We start from the raw sequence: 18918 nt of genomic DNA, 5'->3' as shown, positions 1-18918 counted from the left end.
CGGCGTCACGAGCAGCCACCGGAGAGCCGGTGGCCACACTCTGGACGCCTCGGGGCTGGACATGGACGGCACGTTAGGCGGACTCGGCGGACCGGGTCCACCGGTTTTCCGCCCGCTCCCCGCGGGCGGCGGTCCGGTCCGTGCCCCGGCGCCCGTCACCGCGGTGGACCACAATGACGGCCGCGAGGCAGACGGCCAGCCCCAGCGCGGTCTCGAGGCCGAACGGCTCACCGAACATCAGCGCGCCCCAGACGGCCGTGACCGGGGCCATCAGGAACATCAGCGTGTTGACCTTCGTGACGCCGGAGCGCTTCAGGATCAGCCAGTACAGCCCGTACCCGCCGAACGTGGACAGGGCCACGAGCCAGGCGACCGCCACCCAGAAGCCGGTCCCGGCGGGCGGCGTCGCGGCACCGGTGCCCAGGGCCAGCGCGGTGAACAGGACGGCGCTGGTGACGCAGTGGACGGTCAGCGACACCGAGGGGGCGACCCGCGCGCGGGACCGGCTCTCCAGGAACGTCGCCGCGACCAGGGACAGCATGCCGAGCAGCGGGACGGCGTACGCCCACCAGGGCACACCCGCTCCCGCCGCCGCGTCGGCCAGCGTGACCACGGCGACGCCGGCCAGCCCCAGGCCGAGGCCGACCCACTGCCGGCCCGAGACGTACTGGCCCAGCAGCGGTCCGGCCAGGGCCCCGGCGACCAGGGGCTGCACCCCGTCGATCAGGGCCGTCGTGCCGCTGGAGACGCCGAGCTGGATGGCGTAGTAGACGCTGAGCAGGTAGCCGCTCTGCGACAGCACGCCGATCACGGCCTGCCGGGTCACGTCCCGGGCGGTGAGCCCCCGCCACGCGCTCCGCATGACGACGGCGACGGCGACGAGGACGACGGCCAGCGGCAGGAACCGCCACATCAGGACCGTGAGCGCGGACGCGCTGCCCGCACCGAGCTTGGCCCCGATGAACCCGGAACTCCAGCAGAGGACGAAGGCGAGGGACAGGAGGATGTTCACGACATCACAACCAGTAGACAGATCGGTATACCAGTTCCCTGCTCACTATACAGAACGGTATAGTCGGATGCTATGGGCACCACCGCACCGCACCCCCGCCGCATCACGATGACGCCCGCCGCCCGCCGCGCCCTGGAGGCTGCCGCCCGGCTGTTCTACGAGCGCGGTATCCACGCGGTCGGGGTCGACCTCATCGCCGCCGAGGCCGGGGTGACCAAGAAGACCCTCTACGACCGGTTCGGCTCCAAGGAGCAGATCGTCGTCGAGTACCTCGCGGACCGCGACGAGCGCTGGCGGGCCTTCCTCGCCGAACGCCTCGACGCGGCCGGCCCGGACCCGCGCGAGCGCGTCCTCGCGGTCTTCGACGCCACCCGCGCCTGGGCCGAGGAGTCGAGCCCCAAGGGGTGCAGCATGGTCAACGCCCACGCGGAGATCAGCGACCCCGCCCATCCGGCCCACTCGATCATCACCGGCCAGAAGCAGTGGATGCTCGCCCTGTTCGCGCGCCTCGCCGCGGACCTCGCACCCGAGCGGGCGGACTCCCTGGCCCGGACGCTGATGCTCCTGCACGAGGGCGCCCTCGTGGCCCACGGGCTGGCCGTGTTCCCGGACCCCGTCACCCACGCCCGCGAACAGGCCCGCGCGCTGCTCCCGTAGCGGACGGAATCTGACCTACTGGCAGCCTACGGTGGCCGCATGACCGCCTCCGACGGCACCGACCCCGTCCTTCCCTTCGCCTCCGCGGCAGCCCTGGACGCCTGGCTGACCGCGCACGCCGCCCGGCACACCGGCCTCTGGGTCGAGGTCGCGAAGAAGGGCTCCGGCATCCCCTCCGTCAGCGCCGCCGACGTCAACGACGTGGCGCTGTGCCACGGGTGGATCACCGGGCAGCGCAAGGGGCTCGACCGGTCCTGGTACCTCCAGCGGATCACCCCGCGGCGACCCGGCAGCCTCTGGTCCCTGGTCAACGTCCGGCGGGTCGAGGAACTGACCGCGGCCGGGCGGATGCGGCCCGGCGGGCTCGCGGAGGTGGCGGCCGCGCGGGCGGACGGGCGCTGGGCGGCGGCGTACGAGTCCCAGCGGGAGGCCGAGGTTCCCGGGGACCTGGCGGCAGCGCTGGACCGGAGCCCGCGCGCTGCCGCGGCCTTCGAGGCGTTCGGCCGGACGGACCGGTACCTCGTGATGCTCGGCGTGCTCCGCGCCAGGACCGCGCGCGGCCGCGCGGCTCAGGTGGCGACGGCGATCCGGAGGCTGGAGTCCGGGCGGCCGGGCGCCTGAGGCGGCGGGACTCCGTGGCCCGGAGCGGGGGCCCGTGGGTCTGGAGCGGGAGCTCGTGACTCGGAGCGGGAGCGCGTGACGCGGCGGGAGTCCATGGCCCGGGGCGGGGGCCCGTGCCCCGGAGTTGGAGCCCGTGACCCGGCGGGAGCCGGTGCCCGGAGCGGGAGCCCATGACCCGGCACGGGGCGGGCCCGGCGCCGAACGGCGCCGGGCCCGTGGGTCGTCCGGGGGCGGGTCAGAGCGTGGACGCCGCCGAGGCGATGGCGGAGGCGAAGGTCGAGACCTCCGTGTAGACGCCGGGGGCCTCGGGCCGGGCGCAGCCCTCACCCCAGCTGACGATGCCGACCTGGATCCAGGCACCGGCGTTGTCCTTGCGGAACATGGGGCCGCCGGAGTCGCCCTGGCAGGTGTCGACACCGCCCGCGTCGAAGCCGGCGCAGATCTCCTCGTTCGCGACGAGGCCGCTGTACAGACCGCCGTAGGCCTTGCAGGCGGCGTCGCTGACGAACGGCACGGTCGCCTTCAGCAGGTAGCGCTGCTGGGAGCCGCCCTCGCGGTTCGCGCCCCAGCCCGCGACGGTGAAGTCGCCGGTGTTGTACTGCGCGTTCGTGGCGATCTTCAGGGTCGGCAGGTTGATGGGCTGGGCGAGCTTGATGAGCGCCCAGTCCTTGCCGGTGCCGTTGTAGCCGGGGGCGCGCAGCACCTTGGTGGAGCGGACCTGGACCCGGCCGCTGGTGGACTGGAGGTCGACGACCCCCGCGGTGGCGGTGATGCTCGTGTTGTTGCCGGAGCTGCCCACGCAGTGCGCGGCCGTGAGCACGATCTGCTGGGTGTAGAGCGCGCCGCCGCAGCCCATGGAGAGCCGGACCATGAACGGGAACTCGCCCTGCGCGGCACGGGTCCCGCCGACGACGGGCGACGGGGCGGCATGCGCGGCGGAGACGGGCTGGAGACTGGCGATCGCGAGGGCGGCGGCGCCGAGGACCGCGCATCTCTTGAGGGCCGTGAGAAGTCTCTTCAACGTGATGCCTTTCGTGGGGGGTTGACCTGGGGACGTGCAACCGAAGCATCAGATTGACGAGAGCATGACAGCAGCAAGGGCAAAAGAAACGTCCATGTGCTGGCATGGACTGGTCAAAATTGTGCTGCTGGATTATGGGAACGCCGACAGTTCTCGCACAAGGGGCGCGATTCGGCCACGCCGTAGGCACCCGGCCGTACGGCGTGGCCGCCGCGGTTCACGCGTTCCTGATCGCCGAGATGTCGAAGTTCAGCTTGATCTTGTCGGAGACCAGGACACCGCCGGTCTCCAGGGCGGCGTTCCAGGTCAGGCCCCACTCGGAGCGCAGGATCTCCGCCTTGCCCTCGAAGCCGACGCGCTCGTTGCCGAAGGGGTCCTTCGCGGCGCCGTTGAACTCCAGGGTGATGGTCAGGGGGCGGGTCGTGCCGAGGATCGTCAGATCGCCGGTGATGCGGTAGTCGTCGCCGCCGAGGGCCTCCGCCTTCGTGGAGCGGAACGTCATGGTCAGGAACTCGTCCGCCTTGAAGAAGTCCGCGCTCTTGAGGTGTCCGTCGCGGTCGGCGTTGCCCGTCTCGATGCTGTCCATCACGACGTCGAGGGAGGCCGTGGACCGTGAGGGGTCGGTGCCGTCGAGGTGGAGCGTGCCGGTGAAGTCCTGGAAGCTGCCCTTGACGTTGGTCACCATGGCGTGCCGGGCGACGAAGCCGATCGTCGAGTGCGCGGGGTCGATCGTGTAGTCGCCGGTCAGGGCGGCGAGGTCCGGGGTCACGGCGGCACCCGTGGCGGCGGCGGTCTCGGTGTCGGTGCGGCTGAAGATGCTCATGGAGTACGCCTCCTGCGGCTGATGTTGAATGTTGAACTACTCAACGCGCCTCACCGTAGACCTATTCCGTTCAAGGTTCAACATCATCGGGCGGGGTGTCCTGATTGGATCCGCGGCCCGAGTGGTACCCAGTGATCATGTCCTCGGTCGCGGTCCTGGTCGAGCTGGTGCGGAGCGGCACGTCGGGCGGCCATGTGAAGTGCTGGGAGCGTCTCGCGGAGAGCGCCGCCCGCCTGCCGGAGCACCTGCCCGACGGCTCCCGCTCCGGCCTCGACCTGACCGTCTACTTCCTCGGCGACCGGGAACACGTCGAGGTCCTCTCGCCCCGGGTGCGCCTCGTCATGCTCCGCCCGGTGCTCGGCACGGCCGCGCTGATGTCGGCCGACGGCTCGGAGGACGTCACCGACCTCGCCCCCTACCACCCGCGGCTCGCGACCCTGCTGCCGCGCCACGACGTCTGGCACGTCACGCACAGCTTCGCCTACGCCACCACCGCCGTGCGCCTCGCCCGGCGCGCCGCCCGCACGCCCGGGCCGGCACCCCGGCTGATCGCCTCCGTGCACACCGACGTCCCGCTGCTCGCCTCGGTCTACGCCCGCTACCTGGCCGGCCGGTGGCTGCCCGGCGACCACCCGGGGCCGGGCGCGTTCCTCGCGGACCGGGCCGAGACCTGGCTGCGCCGGCGGCGGGACCGGCTGCTGGACAGCTGCGAACGGGTGCTGGTACCCACCCCCGCGGGACGCGCGGAACTCGGCCGCGTCCTCGGGCCGCACCGGGTCGCCCTGCTCCGCCGGGGCGTCGACCACGAGCGCTTCCGCCCCGACCCCGCCGCCCGGGCCCGGCTCGTCCGGGAGTACGGCCTGCCGGCCGACCGTCCGCTGGTGCTGTTCGCGGGGCGGCTGGACGCCTCCAAGGGCGTGCCGCTGCTGACCGGGAGCGTGCGGCTGCTGCGGGAGCGGGGCCGGGCCGTGCACCTCGTCATGGCCGGCTCCGGCGCGGAGGCGGGGCCCGTCCGGCAGGCCCTCGGTGCCGACGTCAGCCTCCTCGGCACCCTCCCGCAGGACCGGCTGGCGCAGGTGTACGCCGGCTGCGACGTCTTCGCGTTCCCGTCGCGCACGGAGACCTGCGGCAACGTCGTCGCCGAGGCGATGGCGAGCGGCCTGGCGGTCGTGCTGCCCGAGGGCGCGCGCACCACCGAGTGGCTCCTGGCGCCGGGCCGCGACGGCATCGTCGTACGCCACGACACTCCGGCGGCCTGGGCGGACGCGCTGGCAGGGCTCCTCGACCACCCGCCCCTGCTGGCGGCGGTACGGCAGCGCGCGGCGGCCACCGCCCGCGGCACCCACCCCACCTGGGACCGGGTCCTGGCCGAGGACCTCCTCCCCGTCTGGCTCGCCCGACCGCCGTCCCGGGACCGCGCACACCCCCGAGCGGCCTGATCAGCCGCTCGGCCCCTCACCGCCCCTCCGCGGCCCCCGCCCCCGCAACGCCGCGATCACCGGTGACGAGTCCAGGCTCACGATGCCCGCTCCCACCAGCACCAGACCCGCCGCCGTCACCGCCGACACCGGCCAGCCCGTGTGGATCGTCTCGCCGAAGACCGCCGTGCCCACGGTCACGGCGACCACCGGCTCCATCGCGTCCAGGACCGTCATGCTCGACGCCAGCGGCCCCTGCTGGAAGGCGCTCTGGATCAGCAGCAGACCGCCGACGCTGGCCAGCACGAGGGCGTAGGTCTGCCAGGCCGAGAGCGCCGCGAGCAGGCCGTGGCGCAGGCGGTCCACCGTCGCCGCGAGCAACACGGACTGCGTGCCCATGACCGCCCCGGCCGCCAGGGCCGTCGCCGAGGCCCGCCACGGACCCGAGAGCAGACGTGCCGTCGCCAGGGCGCAGACCACGAGCGCGACGGTCGCGCCCAGCACCAGCAGCCAGGACACCAGGTCCGCCGCGTCCGGCCGGCCCCCGCGCGGCCGGGCCGAGACCAGCGCCAGCACCAGGCCGGCCGCCACCGCCAGCGTGCCGAACCACTCGCGGGGCCCCAGCCGCATCCGGTGCAGCCGCGCCGACAGCGGCACGGCGAAGACCAGTTCGGCCACGATCAGCGGCTGCACCAGACTGAGCGGCCCGTACGCCAGCGCCAGCGACTGGAAACCGTAGGCCAGCACGGCCAGCCCGATGCCGCCCAGCCACACCCGGTCCCGGGCCAGCTGGGTCAGCAGGCGCGGCGACAGCGCCTCCGCGTCCGGGCGCCCGCCCGCCGCCCACTGCTGGAGCACACCGGCCACGGCGAAGCAGACACCGGCGGCGAGGGAGGCCAGGACCGCGATCGGCATGCCGGGGTCGGGCAGTCAGTCGGTGGTCCGGCGGGACGGCGCGCCCTGCGTCGCGCGCCGGGTGTGGACGTACAGCTTCCGCCGGTCGCCGACGTCGAGGTGCTGCGGCAGCGGCAGCTCGTAACGCACCGGCATGCCGTGGTCGGCGAACTGCCGGCGCGGGTTGTAGACCTGGTTGAACTTCCACAGCATGCGCGCGAAGTTCGTCTGCCCGTGCAGCAGGTTGCGGCCGAGGACGCGCGCCGCGCCGACGGCGGTGCGCAGCCCCAGGTGCTTGCGGTTGATGACGGCCTGGGTACGCACCAGTTCCTCGTAGAAGCGCTCCAGGGGGAGCGTGGTGGGCACGACCGCGTGCTGGATGTCGAAGAGCCGGTAGTCGCGGGTGGTCAGGCGCCGCGACTCGGTGTGCCAGATCTCCGTGCCCGGGTACGGCGTCATCACCGTGAGGTGCACGATCTCCGGCACCGCCAGCGCGAACTCCCGTACCACCCGGAAGCGTTCCTCGTCCCAGGCCGGATCGACGATGAGGTTGATGGCGACCTTGATGCCGAGCCGGCGGGCCTGCTCCAGGGCGCGGAAGTTCTCGTCGGGGCTGACGCGCTTGCGGTACAGGTCCAGGCCCTCCGCGTCGATCGCCTCCATCCCGAGGAACATGTACTTCAGCCCCAGCCGGGCCCACCGTTCGAAGACCTCGGGGTGGCGCAGCAGCACATCGCTGCGGGTCTCCAGGTAGTAGCGCTTGCGGATGCCGCGCCGCTCCACCTCCACGGCGATGGCGTCCCCGTGCTCGGGCCGGATGAAGGCCACGTCGTCGACGATGAAGACGTTCGGCTCCCGGATGCCGGCCAGGTCCTCGGCCGCCGCCTCGGGCGAGGCCTTGCGGTAGCTGCGGCCGTAGAACGTCCACGCCGAGCAGAACGAGCAGTCCCAGGGGCACCCGCGGGTGAACTCGATGGACGCGCACGGGTCCAGCTCGCCGATGAAGTAGCGCCGGCGGCTCCGCATCAGGTCCCGCGCGGGCAGCGGCGCGTCGATGCCGTGCAGCATCAGCGGCGCCGGTCCCCGCCCGGCCGCCGTGACGATCCCGGGCACACCCTCCACGCCCCCGTTGCGGACCGCCTCCAGCAGGGGCGCCACCGCCGGTTCGCCCTCGCCGCGCACCACCGCGTCCACCGCGCCCTCGGCCTGCTCCAGCACCTCCTCGGCGACGAAGGAGACGCTGTGCCCGCCCAGGAACACGAAACAGCCCGGCACGGCCCGCTTCACCTCCGCGGCCAGCTCGATGGCCTCCGGGATGTTCGCCAGGTAGTTCAGGGAGATGCCGAGGGCCTCCGGCCGGAAGGAGCGCACCTCCCCACGCAGCCGGCGGCGGCTCAGCACCTGGAGGTCCACGACCCGCACCTCGTGGCCCGCCTCGCGGGCGGCGCCGGCGACCCGTTCGAGCCCCAGCGGCTCCAGCCGCAGGAAGATCTCGGAGTACATCAGGGCACTGGGGTGGACGAGCAGCACACGCATGGTCACCTCGCCACGGGGAGCCGTACCGGACACGGAAGGTGCCTCCTACGTAACCCGAGCGGGTCGTGGCGCGTACCGCCCATACCGCCGCCTGGCGGCACCCCGCGGCCCGCAGGGGTGGTCCTGCCGGATCCGGTACGCGGCGGCCCGGCCGGCCGAGCGCCCACGGCAGGGGCGCGTCGGACCGGGTGAGCCCGGTGCGCGGGAACGGCCCCAGCACTGGCGCGACGCACCCTGGTGGCGGTGTCCTGGAAGAGGAGGTTCCGTTTCATGGGACCGCAGGGAGACAGACGAGACCACGGCGGACGCACAGCGCAGGGAGACCGACTCGTGACACTCACCGGCTCCGGCTCGGCCCACGACCCACCGGCGGGCGCCACCCCGCGCCGCGCCACGGCCCCCGTCCCCGCCCGGGTGCGCGCGTACGGGCCGCCACCGCGTCTGGACCGGCGGGTGGCCCTGGTCACCGGGGCCTCCTCCGGCATCGGGGCGGCCACGGCACGGCGTTTCGCCATGGACGGCTGGCAGCTGCTCCTCAGCGGACGCGACCGGCACCGCCTGGAACGGACCGCCTCCGGCACCTCGGCCGTCGTGCTGCCCGCCGACCTCGCCGCCCCCGACGGCCCCCGCCTGCTGGCCCGGTCCGCGCTCCACACCACCGGCCGGATCGACGTGCTGGTGGCCGGGGCGGGCATCGGCTGGGCGGGCCCGTTCGCCACCATGCCGCACACCGACATCGACCGGGTGCTGATCCTGGACCTCAACGCCACGCTCCACCTCGTGCGCGAGGTCCTACCCTCCATGATCGCGGCCGGGCGGGGCCGTGTGGTGCTCCTCGGCTCGATCGCGGGCAGCGTGGGCGTCCGCGAGGAAGCGGTGTACTCCGCCGCCAAGGCCGGCCTGGCCGCCTTCGCCGAGGCGCTCCGCCAGGAACTGCGCGGCACGGGGGTGGGCGTGACCCTCGTCGTGCCCGGCCCCGTCGACACGGCCTTCTTCACCCGCCGCGGCAGGCCCTACGACCGCTCCCACCCCCGTCCCACATCGCCCGGCCGCGTCGCCGGCGCGATCTGGGAGGCCGTCCGCCAGGAGCGCGACGTGGTCCACGTCCCCACCTGGCTCACCCTCCCCGGCCGGGTCCGCGGCCTGACGCCCGGGGTGTACCGCCGCCTGCTCGACCGCTTCGGCTGACCCGTCCTCACCACCGGCTGTTCCGCCGGCCGGGGTGCCTGTGGCTGGAAGCCCGCGTTCCGCCGTCCGGGTTGCTGCGGCCGGAATCTCCGGTCCTGCCATCCCGGTCCGTGCGGGCGGAGTCTCCGGTGCGACGCCCCTGGTCCCTGCGGCCGGAGTCTCCCGTTCCACGATCCGGGTCCGTGCGGCCGGGTTCTCCGGTTCCGCCGTCCGGTCCGTGCGGCCGGATTCTCCGGTTCCGCCCCCCGGTCCCTGTGGCCGCATCTTCCCGTTCCACCGTCCGGGTCGCTGCGGCCGGATTCTCCCGTTCCGTCATCCCGGTCCGTGCGGCCGGAGTCTCCGGTGCGACGCCCCTGGTCCCTGTGGCCGGAGTCTCCGGTGCGACGCCCCTGGTCCCTGTGACCGGAGTCTCCGGTTCCACGATCCGGGTCCGTGCGGCCGGGTTCTCCGGTTCCGCCGTCCGGCCCGTGCGGCCGGAGTCTCCGGTTCCGCCTCCCCGGCCCGTGCGGCCGGATTCTCCCGCTCCGCCGTCCGGGGCACTGCGGCCGGATCCTCCGTTCAGGTGACCGTCTCCCCGTGGTAGGGCATGGGCATGACTCCCCAGCGTCGCTTCCTTCCCCGCCGCTCCACCCGGGCCGCCGCGCCCCTCCCCAGCCGGCGCGCGCTGCTGCTGGCGGCCGCGGCCCTGGCGGCGACCGGCGGTGCGACGCCCGCGGCCCGGGTCGCCGGCGCTCCCGCCGACGCCGCCCCCGACCCGTACCAGGCCCTCCGGGCGCGCTGGCTCGACATCGCCCTCGGCACCGGCTACGACCCGACCGCGCAGCCGTACGCCGCCCGGCTCGCCGAGACCGGCGAACTCGCCCGCGCCCTCTCCACCACCATGGCCCCCACGGCGAACTCCCTCTGGCCCGGCCACCCCTTCGACCCGCCGGCCGGCATCACCCTCAGCTACGGCCGCCTGTGGACCATGACCCGGGCCTACGTCCAGCAGGGCACCGGCTCGACCGGCGACCCAGGCCTCCTCGCCGCCGTCCTGCGCGGCCTCGACCACCTCTCGGCCGCCGTCTACCACCCCGGCACCAACCGCTACGGCAACTGGTGGGAGTGGCAGATCGGCAGCCCCCGCCTGCTCCTGGACATCACGGCCGCCCTCCACGACCACCTGGGCACCGACCGGATCCAGGCCGCGTGCGCCGTCGTCGACCACTTCGTCCCCGACACGGCCCTCGGCGACTACTCCGGCACCTCCACCGGCGCCAACCGCGTCGACCTGTGCCGCTCCGTCACCCTGCGCGGCGTCCTCGGCCGCGCCCCGGCCAAGATCACGCTCGCCCGGGACGCGCTCTCCCCGGTCTTCCCGTACGTCACCCGCGGCGACGGCCTCTACGCCGACGGCTCCTTCGTCCAGCACACCTGGGTGGCCTACTCGGGCACCTACGGCCAGGTCATGCTCGACGGCCTCGGCCGGCTCCTCACCCTGCTCGCCGGTTCCGCATGGGAGGTCACCGACCCGAACCGGCAGATCATCCTCGACAGTGTCGAACGCGCCTACGCCCCGCTCATCCACGACGGACTGGTCATGGACAGCGTCAACGGCCGCGCCATCAGCCGCGGTCACCTCGCCTCCGACGACCGCGGGATCATGCGCTCCGACCACTTCCACGGCGGGCAGCTCATCGCCGCCATTGCCCTCCTCGCGACCGCGGCGAGCCCGGCGGAACGCGACCGCTGGCACGCCCGCGTCAAGGGCTGGATCGAACGCGACACCGTGACACCGCTGCTGATGGCACCCCAGTTCGACGTCGCCGACCTCGCCCGGCTGCACGCGATCGCCGCCTCGCCCGTCCCGGCCGCGCCCGAGCCCACCGGCCACCACCTCTTCGCCGCCATGGACCGCGCCGTCCACCGCCGCCCCGGCTTCACCGTGAACATCGCCATGGCCAGCGACCGCATCGCCCACTACGAGTGCGGCAACGGCGAGAACCCGCGCGGCTGGCACACCGGCGCCGGCATGGTCGGCTGGTGGGCGGGCGTGAGCGACCAGTACACGGACTGGTACTGGCCGACCGTCGACTGGTACCGCCTGCCCGGCACCACCGTCTCCACCCGACGGCTCGCCGACCGGGAGGGCGGCGAGTGGGGCACGGCCCGCCCGGACGCCCGCTGGGTCGGCGGCACCACCGACGGCACCTACGCGGCACTCGGCCAGCACCTCAAGGGCCTCGGCTCCACCCTCCAGGCCCGCAAGTCCTGGTTCTGCGCCGCCGACGCGGTGATCTGCCTCGGCGCCGGGATCACCTGCTCCGACGGCGTCCCCGTCGAGACGATCGTCGACAACCGCAACCTCGGCGAGAACGGCACCCAGCGCTTCGTCCGGGGCCCGAACTGGGCGCACTTGGAGGACCACGGCGGCTGGGTCATGCTCGACGGCTCGCCGAAGGCCCTGCGCGAGGACCGCACCGGCGCCTGGTCCGACATCAACACCGGCAGCACACCGGAGCGCCGCACCCGCCGCTGGCAGACCCTGTGGATCGACCACGGCACCGACCCGGTGGACGCCACGTACGCCTACGTCCTGATGCCCGGCGCGTCGCCCCGCGCGCTCGCGCGCCGCGCCGCCGACCGCTCCTGGCTGTCGGTCCTCGCCAACGACGCCTCCCGCCAGGCGGTCACCGTGCCCTCCCTCGGCCTCACCGCCGCGAACTTCTGGCAGCCCGGGACGGCGGGCCCCTTCACCGCCTCCGCCGGCGCGAGCCTGCTGGCCGTCCGCCGGGGCCGCACCGTTACCCTCTGTGTGAGCGAGCCGCCTCGCACGGGCGAACCGCTGGAGATCACCTGGGACCGCCCGGTCCGCCGGGTCGTCCACGCGGACGAGACGGTCGAGGTGCTCGCGACCGGCCGTCGGCTGCGCCTGCGCGTCACCCCGGGGAAGGCCTGCGCCACCCACCGATGTGAGGTGACGCTCGGCTGAGGCCCTTGTGCGACCCCTACAAGCCGAACGCCCCCTGAACAGTCGAAAAGGCTGCACCCCGCCATGGTTCTGTTCAGGGGTACCAGGAAAACACGCCGGAGACTGTGAGGAGTCGACGGCCCGGAATCCTTGGTCGGCTTCGTAAGGTCGCTACATGACCGTTTTGGATGAGGCGCCGGGTGAGCCGACCGACGCGCGTGGACGCGTGGCCGAACTGCACGAGATCCGTGCGCAGGCGGTGGCCGGCCCGAGCGAGAAGGCGACCCAGGCGCAGCACGCCAAGGGCAAGCTGACCGCGCGGGAGCGCATCGAGCTGCTCCTGGACCCCGGGTCGTTCCGGGAGGTCGAGCAGTTGCGCCGGCACCGGGCCACGGGCTTCGGCCTGGAGGCGAAGAAGCCGTACACCGACGGTGTGCTCACCGGCTGGGGCACGGTGGAGGGCCGGACGGTCTTCGTCTACGCCCATGACTTCCGCATCTTCGGCGGCGCGCTGGGCGAGGCCCACGCCACGAAGATCCACAAGATCATGGACATGGCCATCGCGGCCGGTGCCCCCTTGGTGTCGCTGAACGACGGTGCGGGGGCCCGCATCCAGGAGGGCGTCTCCGCCCTCGCGGGTTACGGCGGCATCTTCCAGCGCAACACCAAGGCCTCGGGCGTGATCCCGCAGATCTCGGTGATGCTCGGCCCGTGCGCGGGCGGCGCGGCCTACAGCCCGGCCCTGACGGACTTCGTGTTCATGGTCCGCGAGACCTCGCAGATGTTCATCACCGGCCCGGACGTGGTCAAGGCGGTCACCGGCGAGGAGATCACGCAGAACGGCCTGGGCGGCGCGGACGTCCACGCCGAGACGAGCGGGGTCTGCCACTTCGCCTACGACGACGAGGAGACCTGCATCGCGGAGGTCCGCTACCTGCTCTCGCTCCTCCCGCAGAACAACCGCGAGAACCCGCCGCGCGCGGAGGCCTCCGACCCGGTCGACCGCCGCTCGGACGTCCTGCTGGACCTGGTCCCGGCGGACGGCAACCGGCCCTACGACATGACCAAGGTCATCGAGGAGATCGTCGACGACGGCGACTACCTGGAGGTCCACGAGCGCTGGGCCCGCAACATCATCTGCGCGCTGGGCCGGATGGACGGTCAGGTCGTCGGCATCATCGCCAACCAGCCGCAGGTGCTGGCGGGTGTGCTGGACATCGAGGCCTCGGAGAAGGCGGCCCGCTTCGTCCAGATGTGCGACGCCTTCAACATCCCGATCATCACCCTTCTGGACGTCCCCGGCTTCCTCCCGGGCGTCGACCAGGAGCACGGTGGCATCATCCGCCACGGCGCGAAGCTGCTGTACGCCTACTGCAACGCGACCGTGCCGAGGATCTCGCTGATCCTGCGCAAGGCCTACGGAGGTGCGTACATCGTCATGGACAGCCAGTCCATCGGTGCGGACCTCACCTACGCCTGGCCGACGAACGAGATCGCCGTCATGGGTGCGGAGGGCGCGGCCAACGTCATCTTCCGCCGCCAGATCGCCGAGGCCGAGGACCCCGAGGCGATGCGGCAGAAGATGGTCAAGGAGTACAAGTCCGAGCTCATGCACCCCTATTACGCGGCCGAACGCGGCCTGGTCGACGACGTCATCGACCCCGCCGAGACCCGCGAGGTCCTGATCAAGTCCCTCGCCATGCTCCAGACCAAGCACGCCGACCTGCCTTCCCGCAAGCACGGCAACCCTCCGCAGTAACGCGGCGGACATCTCTCTCACGGAGACTGACACCCATGGACATTCCTGATATCCGCGTCGAGAAGGGCCACGCCGAGCCCGAGGAAGTCGCCGCCATCACGGCGATCCTCCTGGCCCGCGCCGCCGCCCGCCCCACGGACCCGACCCCGTCCCACCGCGGCCGCGTGAAGGCCGGCTGGCGCCGCCTGGAACGAGAGCCGGGCTTCAGGGCCCCGCACAGCTGGCGCTGAGCCCAGCACCTGCCGACGGCCCCGTTCCTCCTCAAGAGGAACGTGGCCGTCGACTGTCAGTCGATGGTGATCTCCACCCCGGGGACTTCGAGCGCGGCTTGGTCGCCGGGGAGGGCGCAGTCCCACAGGGACAGGCCCGTCACGGCGGGCGGAGGGAACGGCCCGGCCTTCAGCCAGGCGGCAATATCGATGCGGCTGAGGCGCAGGTATCTCAGCCGCGGCAGGGCGGCCAAGGCCTGAACGTTTCGTGGCAGACAGATGTCACTGGCATACAACCCCAGCCATCTGATCGGGTCATGCCGCAGAGCAGCGAGATCCAGGGACGCGTCGACGTCGTGCAGGCTCAGAAACTGCAGTTTGGGGCCCAGACACAGCTCGCCGAGGTCAGGGAGGCAGCGGTAGCCGAGGTGCAGGATCTTCAGTCCCGGGAGATCCCCCAGGACATTGATGTTCTTCAGCGTCGCACGGCCGGTCAGCACTAGTTGCGTGAGCGACGTTTGTCTCACGAGCTGTGACAAGTCCACCTCGTCGAGAAGCGCCACAAAGGCGAGTTGGTTGAGTGGACGGAGGCCGTCGAGGAACGTGAGATCAGTAACGGAATGAGCGATCCACAGGTTGTCGATGGAGCTGAGGCGGCCGACTGCCGGCCACTGGCCGGAGTGGGTCAGCCTGACCTGTCGGTGCGCCAACGGCAACCTCGCCAGGACCTCGTCGGCATAGGCATCGGCGTCGAAATACCCCCACGCTTCGATCAGCGCCTCGACCACCTCGTGCCGCGCGTCCTCCGCATACCGCGCCAGCAACCCCCGCGCCTCCGCCCCACCGATCAACGCCACCGTCCGCACCGTCTGCGCCGCAGACTTCTCCGTCAGTTCCCCCAACGACCTCGGCAACCTCCGCAGCAGACTCGCCCCCACCGCCGCCAACGCAGGCGGATCCGTCTGCCGCCGCGCGGGCAACAGACGCGACACCGCCTCCTCCAACCGCCCGGCCAACCCGTCGGAGACCTCCGGCAACGTCTCCTGGCAGGAAGCCGCCAGCAGCCGCAGCACACGCGCGTGCCGAGGCTCCCTCTCCGCCCGGTCCAGGATCCCGCCCAGCAACTCCTCCCGCTGGCGCGCGTTCGCGTGGCCCGCCGCCATGATGACCGTCTCCCGCCACAGATCCAGATGCGCCCGCTCGACGAGGTTGCCCATCCGGTCCTCCTCCGCCGCCTCGGCGGAGGCCAGGTACTCCTGGAACGTCCGGTGCACGAAGTCCAGACGGGCCTCCGCGGGGGAGCGGAGGATGCCCGAGCGGTGCCGCAGCTGGTCCAGTACCCGCCCGCCCTCCAGGCCGTCCAGATGCCGCATGGCCCGCAGTTTGCGCCCGACGTGCACCGCGGCCTGCTCCACCGAGATCTCGCTGCGGTTGTTGTCCGACAGCCGCCACGCCAGGTCCCGCAGGATCACCAGCTTGTCGCTGAGGCTCAGCTTGCCGTCCGCCGCGCTCGGCACGTTCCGGTCGGCGTCCCGGTCGTGGACCAGCGTGTGCAGCGCGTTCCGGTACAGCTCCATCCGGTCCCGGGGCAGTTGCCGGCCCCGGTTGAGGTGCATGGCGCACAGCATGGCCGCCAGCAGGGGAGTGCCCGCGAGGGACTGGAGGTGCGGGCGGTCCTTCAGACTGGCCAGCAGGGACTGCTCGTAGAGCGGCAGGTCGTCCACGGGACAGGGCAGGTCCTCGCCCAGCTCCCGCACCGCCTGGTGCCACTGCCGTACGAACGCCGCCAGGTCGGGCGGGCTCATGCGGTCCAGGTGCAGCGCGGTGAAGTGCTCCTCGCGCAGCCAGTCCGCCCCGGCCGCCGCCGGGCGGGAGGTGACGACGACCCGCACGCCGTCGTACGCCACGAGCAGCTTGCGCAGCCAGTCCCGGACCGCCCGGCGCTCCCGGTCGAGCAGTTCGTCCACGCCGTCGATCAGCAGCAGCGCCCGGCCCGAGTCGAGCTGCCGCTCCACCCAGCCCTTGGGCATGATGCCGGTGATCGGCCCGGCGACCCCGTCGAGCATCGCGTCCGGGTTCGGCGGCGTACGGCCGCTGTACTCCCGCAGCTTGACGAAGACGGGCGTAAGGCCGTTCCACTCGGCCAGCTCCCCGGAGAAGGCGCCACGCGCCGCCGTGACGGCCAGCCAGCGCAGCAGGGTCGTCTTGCCCGAGCCCGCCTCACCCCGCAGCAGCACCCGCGAGGCACCGCTGAGCCCGGCCTCGACCCGCATCCCGGAGCTCTCGCCCCCGGCCTCCTCCCAGTCGCTCATGTCCGGCCGCAGCCGGGAGAAGGGGCGGGCGGCGCGCCGTCGGGTCCCGTCGTCCCCGGTCGCCCGCAGGCTCACGTAGGCCACCGACAACCGCACCCGGGGCCCCGCCGCCCGGTCGGACGTGCGCCGGAACAGCTCCACCTCGTCCAGGTCCCGGCTCACCAGCTCCAGGTAGCGGCGCCGGAACGCGGTGTCCCGGTCCGTGCCGTCGGGCGCGAGCAGGGAGCGGTCCGGCAGCCGCTCCAGGAGCCGGGCCACTTCGGTGCCGAGCGTGGCCGTCCGGGCCAGCAGCTCGGCCGCCGCCCGCTCCTCGAAGACCGGCAGGCTGCGCACGATCCGCACGTAGTACTCGACGCACTCGGCGAACAGCACCTCGTACAGGCGGGACTCCGCCTCGCTCAGCCCCACCGGCGCCGACACCGACCCGGTGATGCGCCGGATCAGCTCCGCCGGGTTGGCGTCGGCGGCGAGCACGGCCTCGTCCGAGAGGTCCGCCCGCGCGAACGTATCGCACACCCCGTCGATCACGGCCTGCCGGCCCGATTCGTCCAGCCCCCGGAACTCGTGCTCCAGGTACGGCTCCAGCCGGTCGAACACCGCGTCGGTGATCTGGCCGAACTGGCGCTCCACGCTCCGCCGCAGCCGCAGCCCGGGAACCCGCACCCGCACCAGCTCCGCCAACGGCAGGTGCCGCTCCTGCTCGCGCCGCCTGCCGCCCAGCCACAGGTCGGCCGCCGCCTTCGCCACCGTCGTGCCCAGGCGTAACGCCGCCGCCTCCGCGCTCATCGCGCCCCCTCCCGGAAAAGACTCGCGGCCCCCACTCCTCCCACAGGAGGAACGAGGGCCGCAAGGAGAACGTGCCGATTACCGCAGCCGTGCCATCAGCGCGTGCTCGACGAGCGTGATCAGCGTCGACTTCGCGTCCGCGCGGTGGCGGGCGTCGGTGGTGATGATGGGGGTGTCGGGGCCGATCTGGAGGGCCTCGCGCACCTCGTCGGGTGTGTAGGGCTGCTGGCCGTCGAAGCCGTTGAGGGCGATGACGAAGGGCAGGCCGCTGTTCTCGAAGTAGTCGACGGCGGGGAAGCAGTCGGCCAGGCGGCGGGTGTCCACGAGGACCACGGCGCCGATGGCGCCGCGCACCAGGTCGTCCCACATGAACCAGAACCGGTCCTGACCGGGCGTACCGAACAGGTACAGGATCAGGTCCTGGTCCAGGGTGATACGGCCGAAGTCCATGGCCACCGTGGTGGTGGTCTTGTCCCCGGTGTGGGTGAGGTCGTCGATGCCCGCCGAAGCGGACGTCATGACGGCCTCTGTGCGCAGCGGATTGATCTCCGAGACGGCGCCGACGAACGTGGTCTTGCCCACGCCGAAGCCGCCAGCCACCACGATCTTCGCGGACGTGGTGGAGCGGGAAGGCCCTCCGCTAGAGCTTGCGAAGTCCACTGAGCACCCTTTCGAGCAGTGTCACGTCTGGCTGGCCGCCGGCGTTCTCGTCGCCGCCGGGCTGATGGATGGCGACCAGTCCCGCCTCCGCCAAGTCGGCGACGAGGATCCTGGCCACGCCGAGAGGGATCGTGAGGAGCGCCGAGATCTCGGCGACCGACTTGATTTCCCGGCAGAGGTTGCAGATCCGCTGATGCTCGGGCAACTGGCCCTGCATCTGGTGCGGCTGCGCAGTGGTGTGCACCAGCGCCTCGATGGCGAGCTGGTAGCGCGGGCGGGTCCGGCCGCCGGTCATGGCGTACGGACGCACCAACGGATTGTTCGACGCCCCGGCGGGCGCCGGCTCGGGGGTGCGGCGCTGCGGCTGCACGGGCTGGATGCGCGGGGCCGGCGGCTGGTCGTACGGCGACGGGCCGGGGCCCTGTGGCGCGTACGGCTGCCGGTGGCTCGGTGCGGAGGGGAAGTTGTAACGGTTCGGGTTCTGACCACCGTCGCCCTGACCCTGGGCAGGGCCGTACGACCAGTTGCCCGAAGACGAACCGCCTGGGGGTGTTGCCACTTTCTCCTCCTCCGACTGTGCCTGGCACCCATCGCTGTGGAGCCGCGTCCCGAAACCTTACGGCCACGGGACGCCAAAACGCACCGTCCGTCGATTAGTTGAGCAGGCTCCCCTGGAGCTCCGCACGAAGGTCCGGCGTCAGGACCGTACCGGCTCGGTCCACGAGCAGCGCCATCTCGTACCCGATGAGGCCGATGTCCGCCTCCGGATGTGCGAGAACCGCGAGCGACGAGCCGTCGGAGATGGACATGATGAAGAGGAATCCCCGCTCCATCTCCACAACCGTCTGGTTCACGCTGCCACCCTCGAAGATCCGGGAGGCGCCTGCCGTCAGAGACGTCAGACCGGAGGCGACGGCCGCGAGCTGGTCGGCGCGGTCGCGGGGGAAGCCTTCGGACATCGCCAGAAGGAGTCCGTCGGCGGAGACCACCACCGTGTGGGACACCCCCGGGGTGTTGTCCACGAAGTTGGTGATCAACCAGTTCAGGTTCTGTGCCGCCTGGCTCATCGGGC

At 72.5% G+C, this 18918-nt stretch carries 16 protein-coding genes; 7 read left to right on the top strand and 9 right to left on the bottom strand.

From position 1 onward, the window contains the following. Window positions 1-73 precede the first annotated feature (73 nt). Window positions 74-1012 (bottom strand): DMT family transporter, encoded by a 939-nt coding sequence (locus tag ACSUPV_RS11685; protein ID WP_436947434.1) that lies wholly within the window; start codon window positions 1010-1012, stop codon window positions 74-76. A gap of 72 nt (window positions 1013-1084) precedes the next feature. Here ACSUPV_RS11685 and ACSUPV_RS11680 point away from each other — a divergent pair, with 72 nt between their 5' ends. Both ACSUPV_RS11680 and ACSUPV_RS11675 read left to right on the top strand, forming a co-directional pair. Then, window positions 1085-1669: a TetR/AcrR family transcriptional regulator gene (locus ACSUPV_RS11680; RefSeq protein ID WP_031121479.1), complete on the top strand. Its 585-nt coding sequence runs from the start codon at window positions 1085-1087 to the stop codon at window positions 1667-1669. 39 nt (window positions 1670-1708) lie between these two features. Then, window positions 1709-2290: a YdeI/OmpD-associated family protein gene (locus tag ACSUPV_RS11675; protein WP_436947433.1), complete on the top strand. Its 582-nt coding sequence runs from the start codon at window positions 1709-1711 to the stop codon at window positions 2288-2290. A gap of 235 nt (window positions 2291-2525) precedes the next feature. Here the strand turns inward: ACSUPV_RS11675 and ACSUPV_RS11670 are convergent, their stop codons facing one another. Both ACSUPV_RS11670 and ACSUPV_RS11665 read right to left on the bottom strand, forming a co-directional pair. Next, window positions 2526-3311, bottom strand: coding sequence for a S1 family peptidase (locus ACSUPV_RS11670; RefSeq protein ID WP_037768715.1), 786 nt, complete (start codon window positions 3309-3311; stop codon window positions 2526-2528). A gap of 217 nt (window positions 3312-3528) precedes the next feature. Continuing rightward, the gene (locus ACSUPV_RS11665) at window positions 3529-4134 is read right to left on the bottom strand and encodes a YceI family protein (protein ID WP_436947432.1); all 606 of its coding nucleotides are present in this window, start codon (window positions 4132-4134) and stop codon (window positions 3529-3531) included. Between the two features lie 137 nt (window positions 4135-4271). Here ACSUPV_RS11665 and ACSUPV_RS11660 point away from each other — a divergent pair, with 137 nt between their 5' ends. Beyond that, entirely contained in the window at window positions 4272-5573 is a 1302-nt protein-coding gene (locus ACSUPV_RS11660; protein WP_436947431.1) for a glycosyltransferase, read from the top strand. Here the strand turns inward: ACSUPV_RS11660 and ACSUPV_RS11655 are convergent, their stop codons facing one another. Together ACSUPV_RS11655 and hpnR are read right to left on the bottom strand one after the other, a co-directional pair. Further along, window positions 5574-6467: a DMT family transporter gene (locus tag ACSUPV_RS11655; protein WP_051649333.1), complete on the bottom strand. Its 894-nt coding sequence runs from the start codon at window positions 6465-6467 to the stop codon at window positions 5574-5576. 15 nt (window positions 6468-6482) lie between these two features. After that, window positions 6483-7982 carry a hopanoid C-3 methylase HpnR gene (gene hpnR / locus ACSUPV_RS11650; protein WP_436949896.1) on the bottom strand — a complete coding sequence of 500 codons (1500 nt, stop codon included), beginning with the start codon at window positions 7980-7982 and terminating at the stop codon, window positions 6483-6485. A 330-nt stretch (window positions 7983-8312) separates the two neighbouring features. Here hpnR and ACSUPV_RS11645 point away from each other — a divergent pair, with 330 nt between their 5' ends. The 4 genes from ACSUPV_RS11645 to ACSUPV_RS11630 all read left to right on the top strand — a co-directional run bounded on the left by ACSUPV_RS11645 (window position 8313) and on the right by ACSUPV_RS11630 (window position 14109). Further along, window positions 8313-9170 carry an SDR family NAD(P)-dependent oxidoreductase gene (locus ACSUPV_RS11645; RefSeq protein ID WP_031121486.1) on the top strand — a complete coding sequence of 286 codons (858 nt, stop codon included), beginning with the start codon at window positions 8313-8315 and terminating at the stop codon, window positions 9168-9170. 592 nt (window positions 9171-9762) lie between these two features. Continuing rightward, complete coding sequence (locus ACSUPV_RS11640) at window positions 9763-12141, top strand: polysaccharide lyase 8 family protein (RefSeq protein WP_436947430.1); 2379 nt, start codon at window positions 9763-9765, stop codon at window positions 12139-12141. A 154-nt stretch (window positions 12142-12295) separates the two neighbouring features. Then, window positions 12296-13879 carry an acyl-CoA carboxylase subunit beta gene (locus tag ACSUPV_RS11635; protein ID WP_436947429.1) on the top strand — a complete coding sequence of 528 codons (1584 nt, stop codon included), beginning with the start codon at window positions 12296-12298 and terminating at the stop codon, window positions 13877-13879. A gap of 35 nt (window positions 13880-13914) precedes the next feature. Further along, the gene (locus tag ACSUPV_RS11630; RefSeq protein ID WP_031111558.1) at window positions 13915-14109 is read left to right on the top strand and encodes an acyl-CoA carboxylase subunit epsilon; all 195 of its coding nucleotides are present in this window, start codon (window positions 13915-13917) and stop codon (window positions 14107-14109) included. 56 nt (window positions 14110-14165) lie between these two features. On the opposite strand, the gene ACSUPV_RS11625 is transcribed toward ACSUPV_RS11630, so the two are convergent. From ACSUPV_RS11625 to ACSUPV_RS11610, 4 genes are all read right to left on the bottom strand, one after another. Next, a complete protein-coding gene (locus ACSUPV_RS11625; protein WP_436947428.1) occupies window positions 14166-17186 on the bottom strand; it encodes an NACHT domain-containing protein in 3021 nt (1006 codons plus the stop codon). Window positions 17187-17264: 78 nt separating this feature from the next. Continuing rightward, window positions 17265-17846, bottom strand: a complete 582-nt coding sequence (locus tag ACSUPV_RS11620) for a GTP-binding protein (protein ID WP_114255509.1) — start codon at window positions 17844-17846, stop codon at window positions 17265-17267. Continuing rightward, window positions 17827-18405, bottom strand: a complete 579-nt coding sequence (locus tag ACSUPV_RS11615; RefSeq protein WP_029181511.1) for a DUF742 domain-containing protein — start codon at window positions 18403-18405, stop codon at window positions 17827-17829. The genes ACSUPV_RS11620 and ACSUPV_RS11615 overlap by 20 nt, the downstream gene beginning before the upstream one ends. A gap of 94 nt (window positions 18406-18499) precedes the next feature. After that, complete coding sequence (locus tag ACSUPV_RS11610) at window positions 18500-18913, bottom strand: roadblock/LC7 domain-containing protein (protein ID WP_004983065.1); 414 nt, start codon at window positions 18911-18913, stop codon at window positions 18500-18502. Window positions 18914-18918: the final 5 nt, after the last annotated feature.

Origin of the sequence: Streptomyces sp. SudanB52_2052 (genome assembly GCF_964272415.1) — a bacterium.
GTDB lineage: Bacteria > Actinomycetota > Actinomycetes > Streptomycetales > Streptomycetaceae > Streptomyces > Streptomyces olindensis.
Note: the sequence above shows the minus strand (reverse complement) of the source record. Positions and strands in the feature narration are given on the sequence as shown.

Bases quoted from the DNA above. Each gene is read 5' to 3' on its own strand.
- hpnR (WP_436949896.1), bottom strand. From the start codon at position 7,982: ATGCGTGTGCTGCTCGTCCACCCCAGTGCCCTGATGTACTCCGAGATC.
- ACSUPV_RS11675 (WP_436947433.1), top strand. From the start codon at position 1,709: ATGACCGCCTCCGACGGCACCGACCCCGTCCTTCCCTTCGCCTCCGCG.
- ACSUPV_RS11655 (WP_051649333.1), bottom strand. From the start codon at position 6,467: ATGCCGATCGCGGTCCTGGCCTCCCTCGCCGCCGGTGTCTGCTTCGCC.
- ACSUPV_RS11635 (WP_436947429.1), top strand. From the start codon at position 12,296: ATGACCGTTTTGGATGAGGCGCCGGGTGAGCCGACCGACGCGCGTGGA.
- ACSUPV_RS11640 (WP_436947430.1), top strand. From the start codon at position 9,763: ATGACTCCCCAGCGTCGCTTCCTTCCCCGCCGCTCCACCCGGGCCGCC.
- ACSUPV_RS11680 (WP_031121479.1), top strand. From the start codon at position 1,085: ATGGGCACCACCGCACCGCACCCCCGCCGCATCACGATGACGCCCGCC.
- ACSUPV_RS11665 (WP_436947432.1), bottom strand. From the start codon at position 4,134: ATGAGCATCTTCAGCCGCACCGACACCGAGACCGCCGCCGCCACGGGT.
- ACSUPV_RS11630 (WP_031111558.1), top strand. From the start codon at position 13,915: ATGGACATTCCTGATATCCGCGTCGAGAAGGGCCACGCCGAGCCCGAG.
- ACSUPV_RS11625 (WP_436947428.1), bottom strand. From the start codon at position 17,186: ATGAGCGCGGAGGCGGCGGCGTTACGCCTGGGCACGACGGTGGCGAAG.
- ACSUPV_RS11660 (WP_436947431.1), top strand. From the start codon at position 4,272: ATGTCCTCGGTCGCGGTCCTGGTCGAGCTGGTGCGGAGCGGCACGTCG.
- ACSUPV_RS11610 (WP_004983065.1), bottom strand. From the start codon at position 18,913: ATGAGCCAGGCGGCACAGAACCTGAACTGGTTGATCACCAACTTCGTG.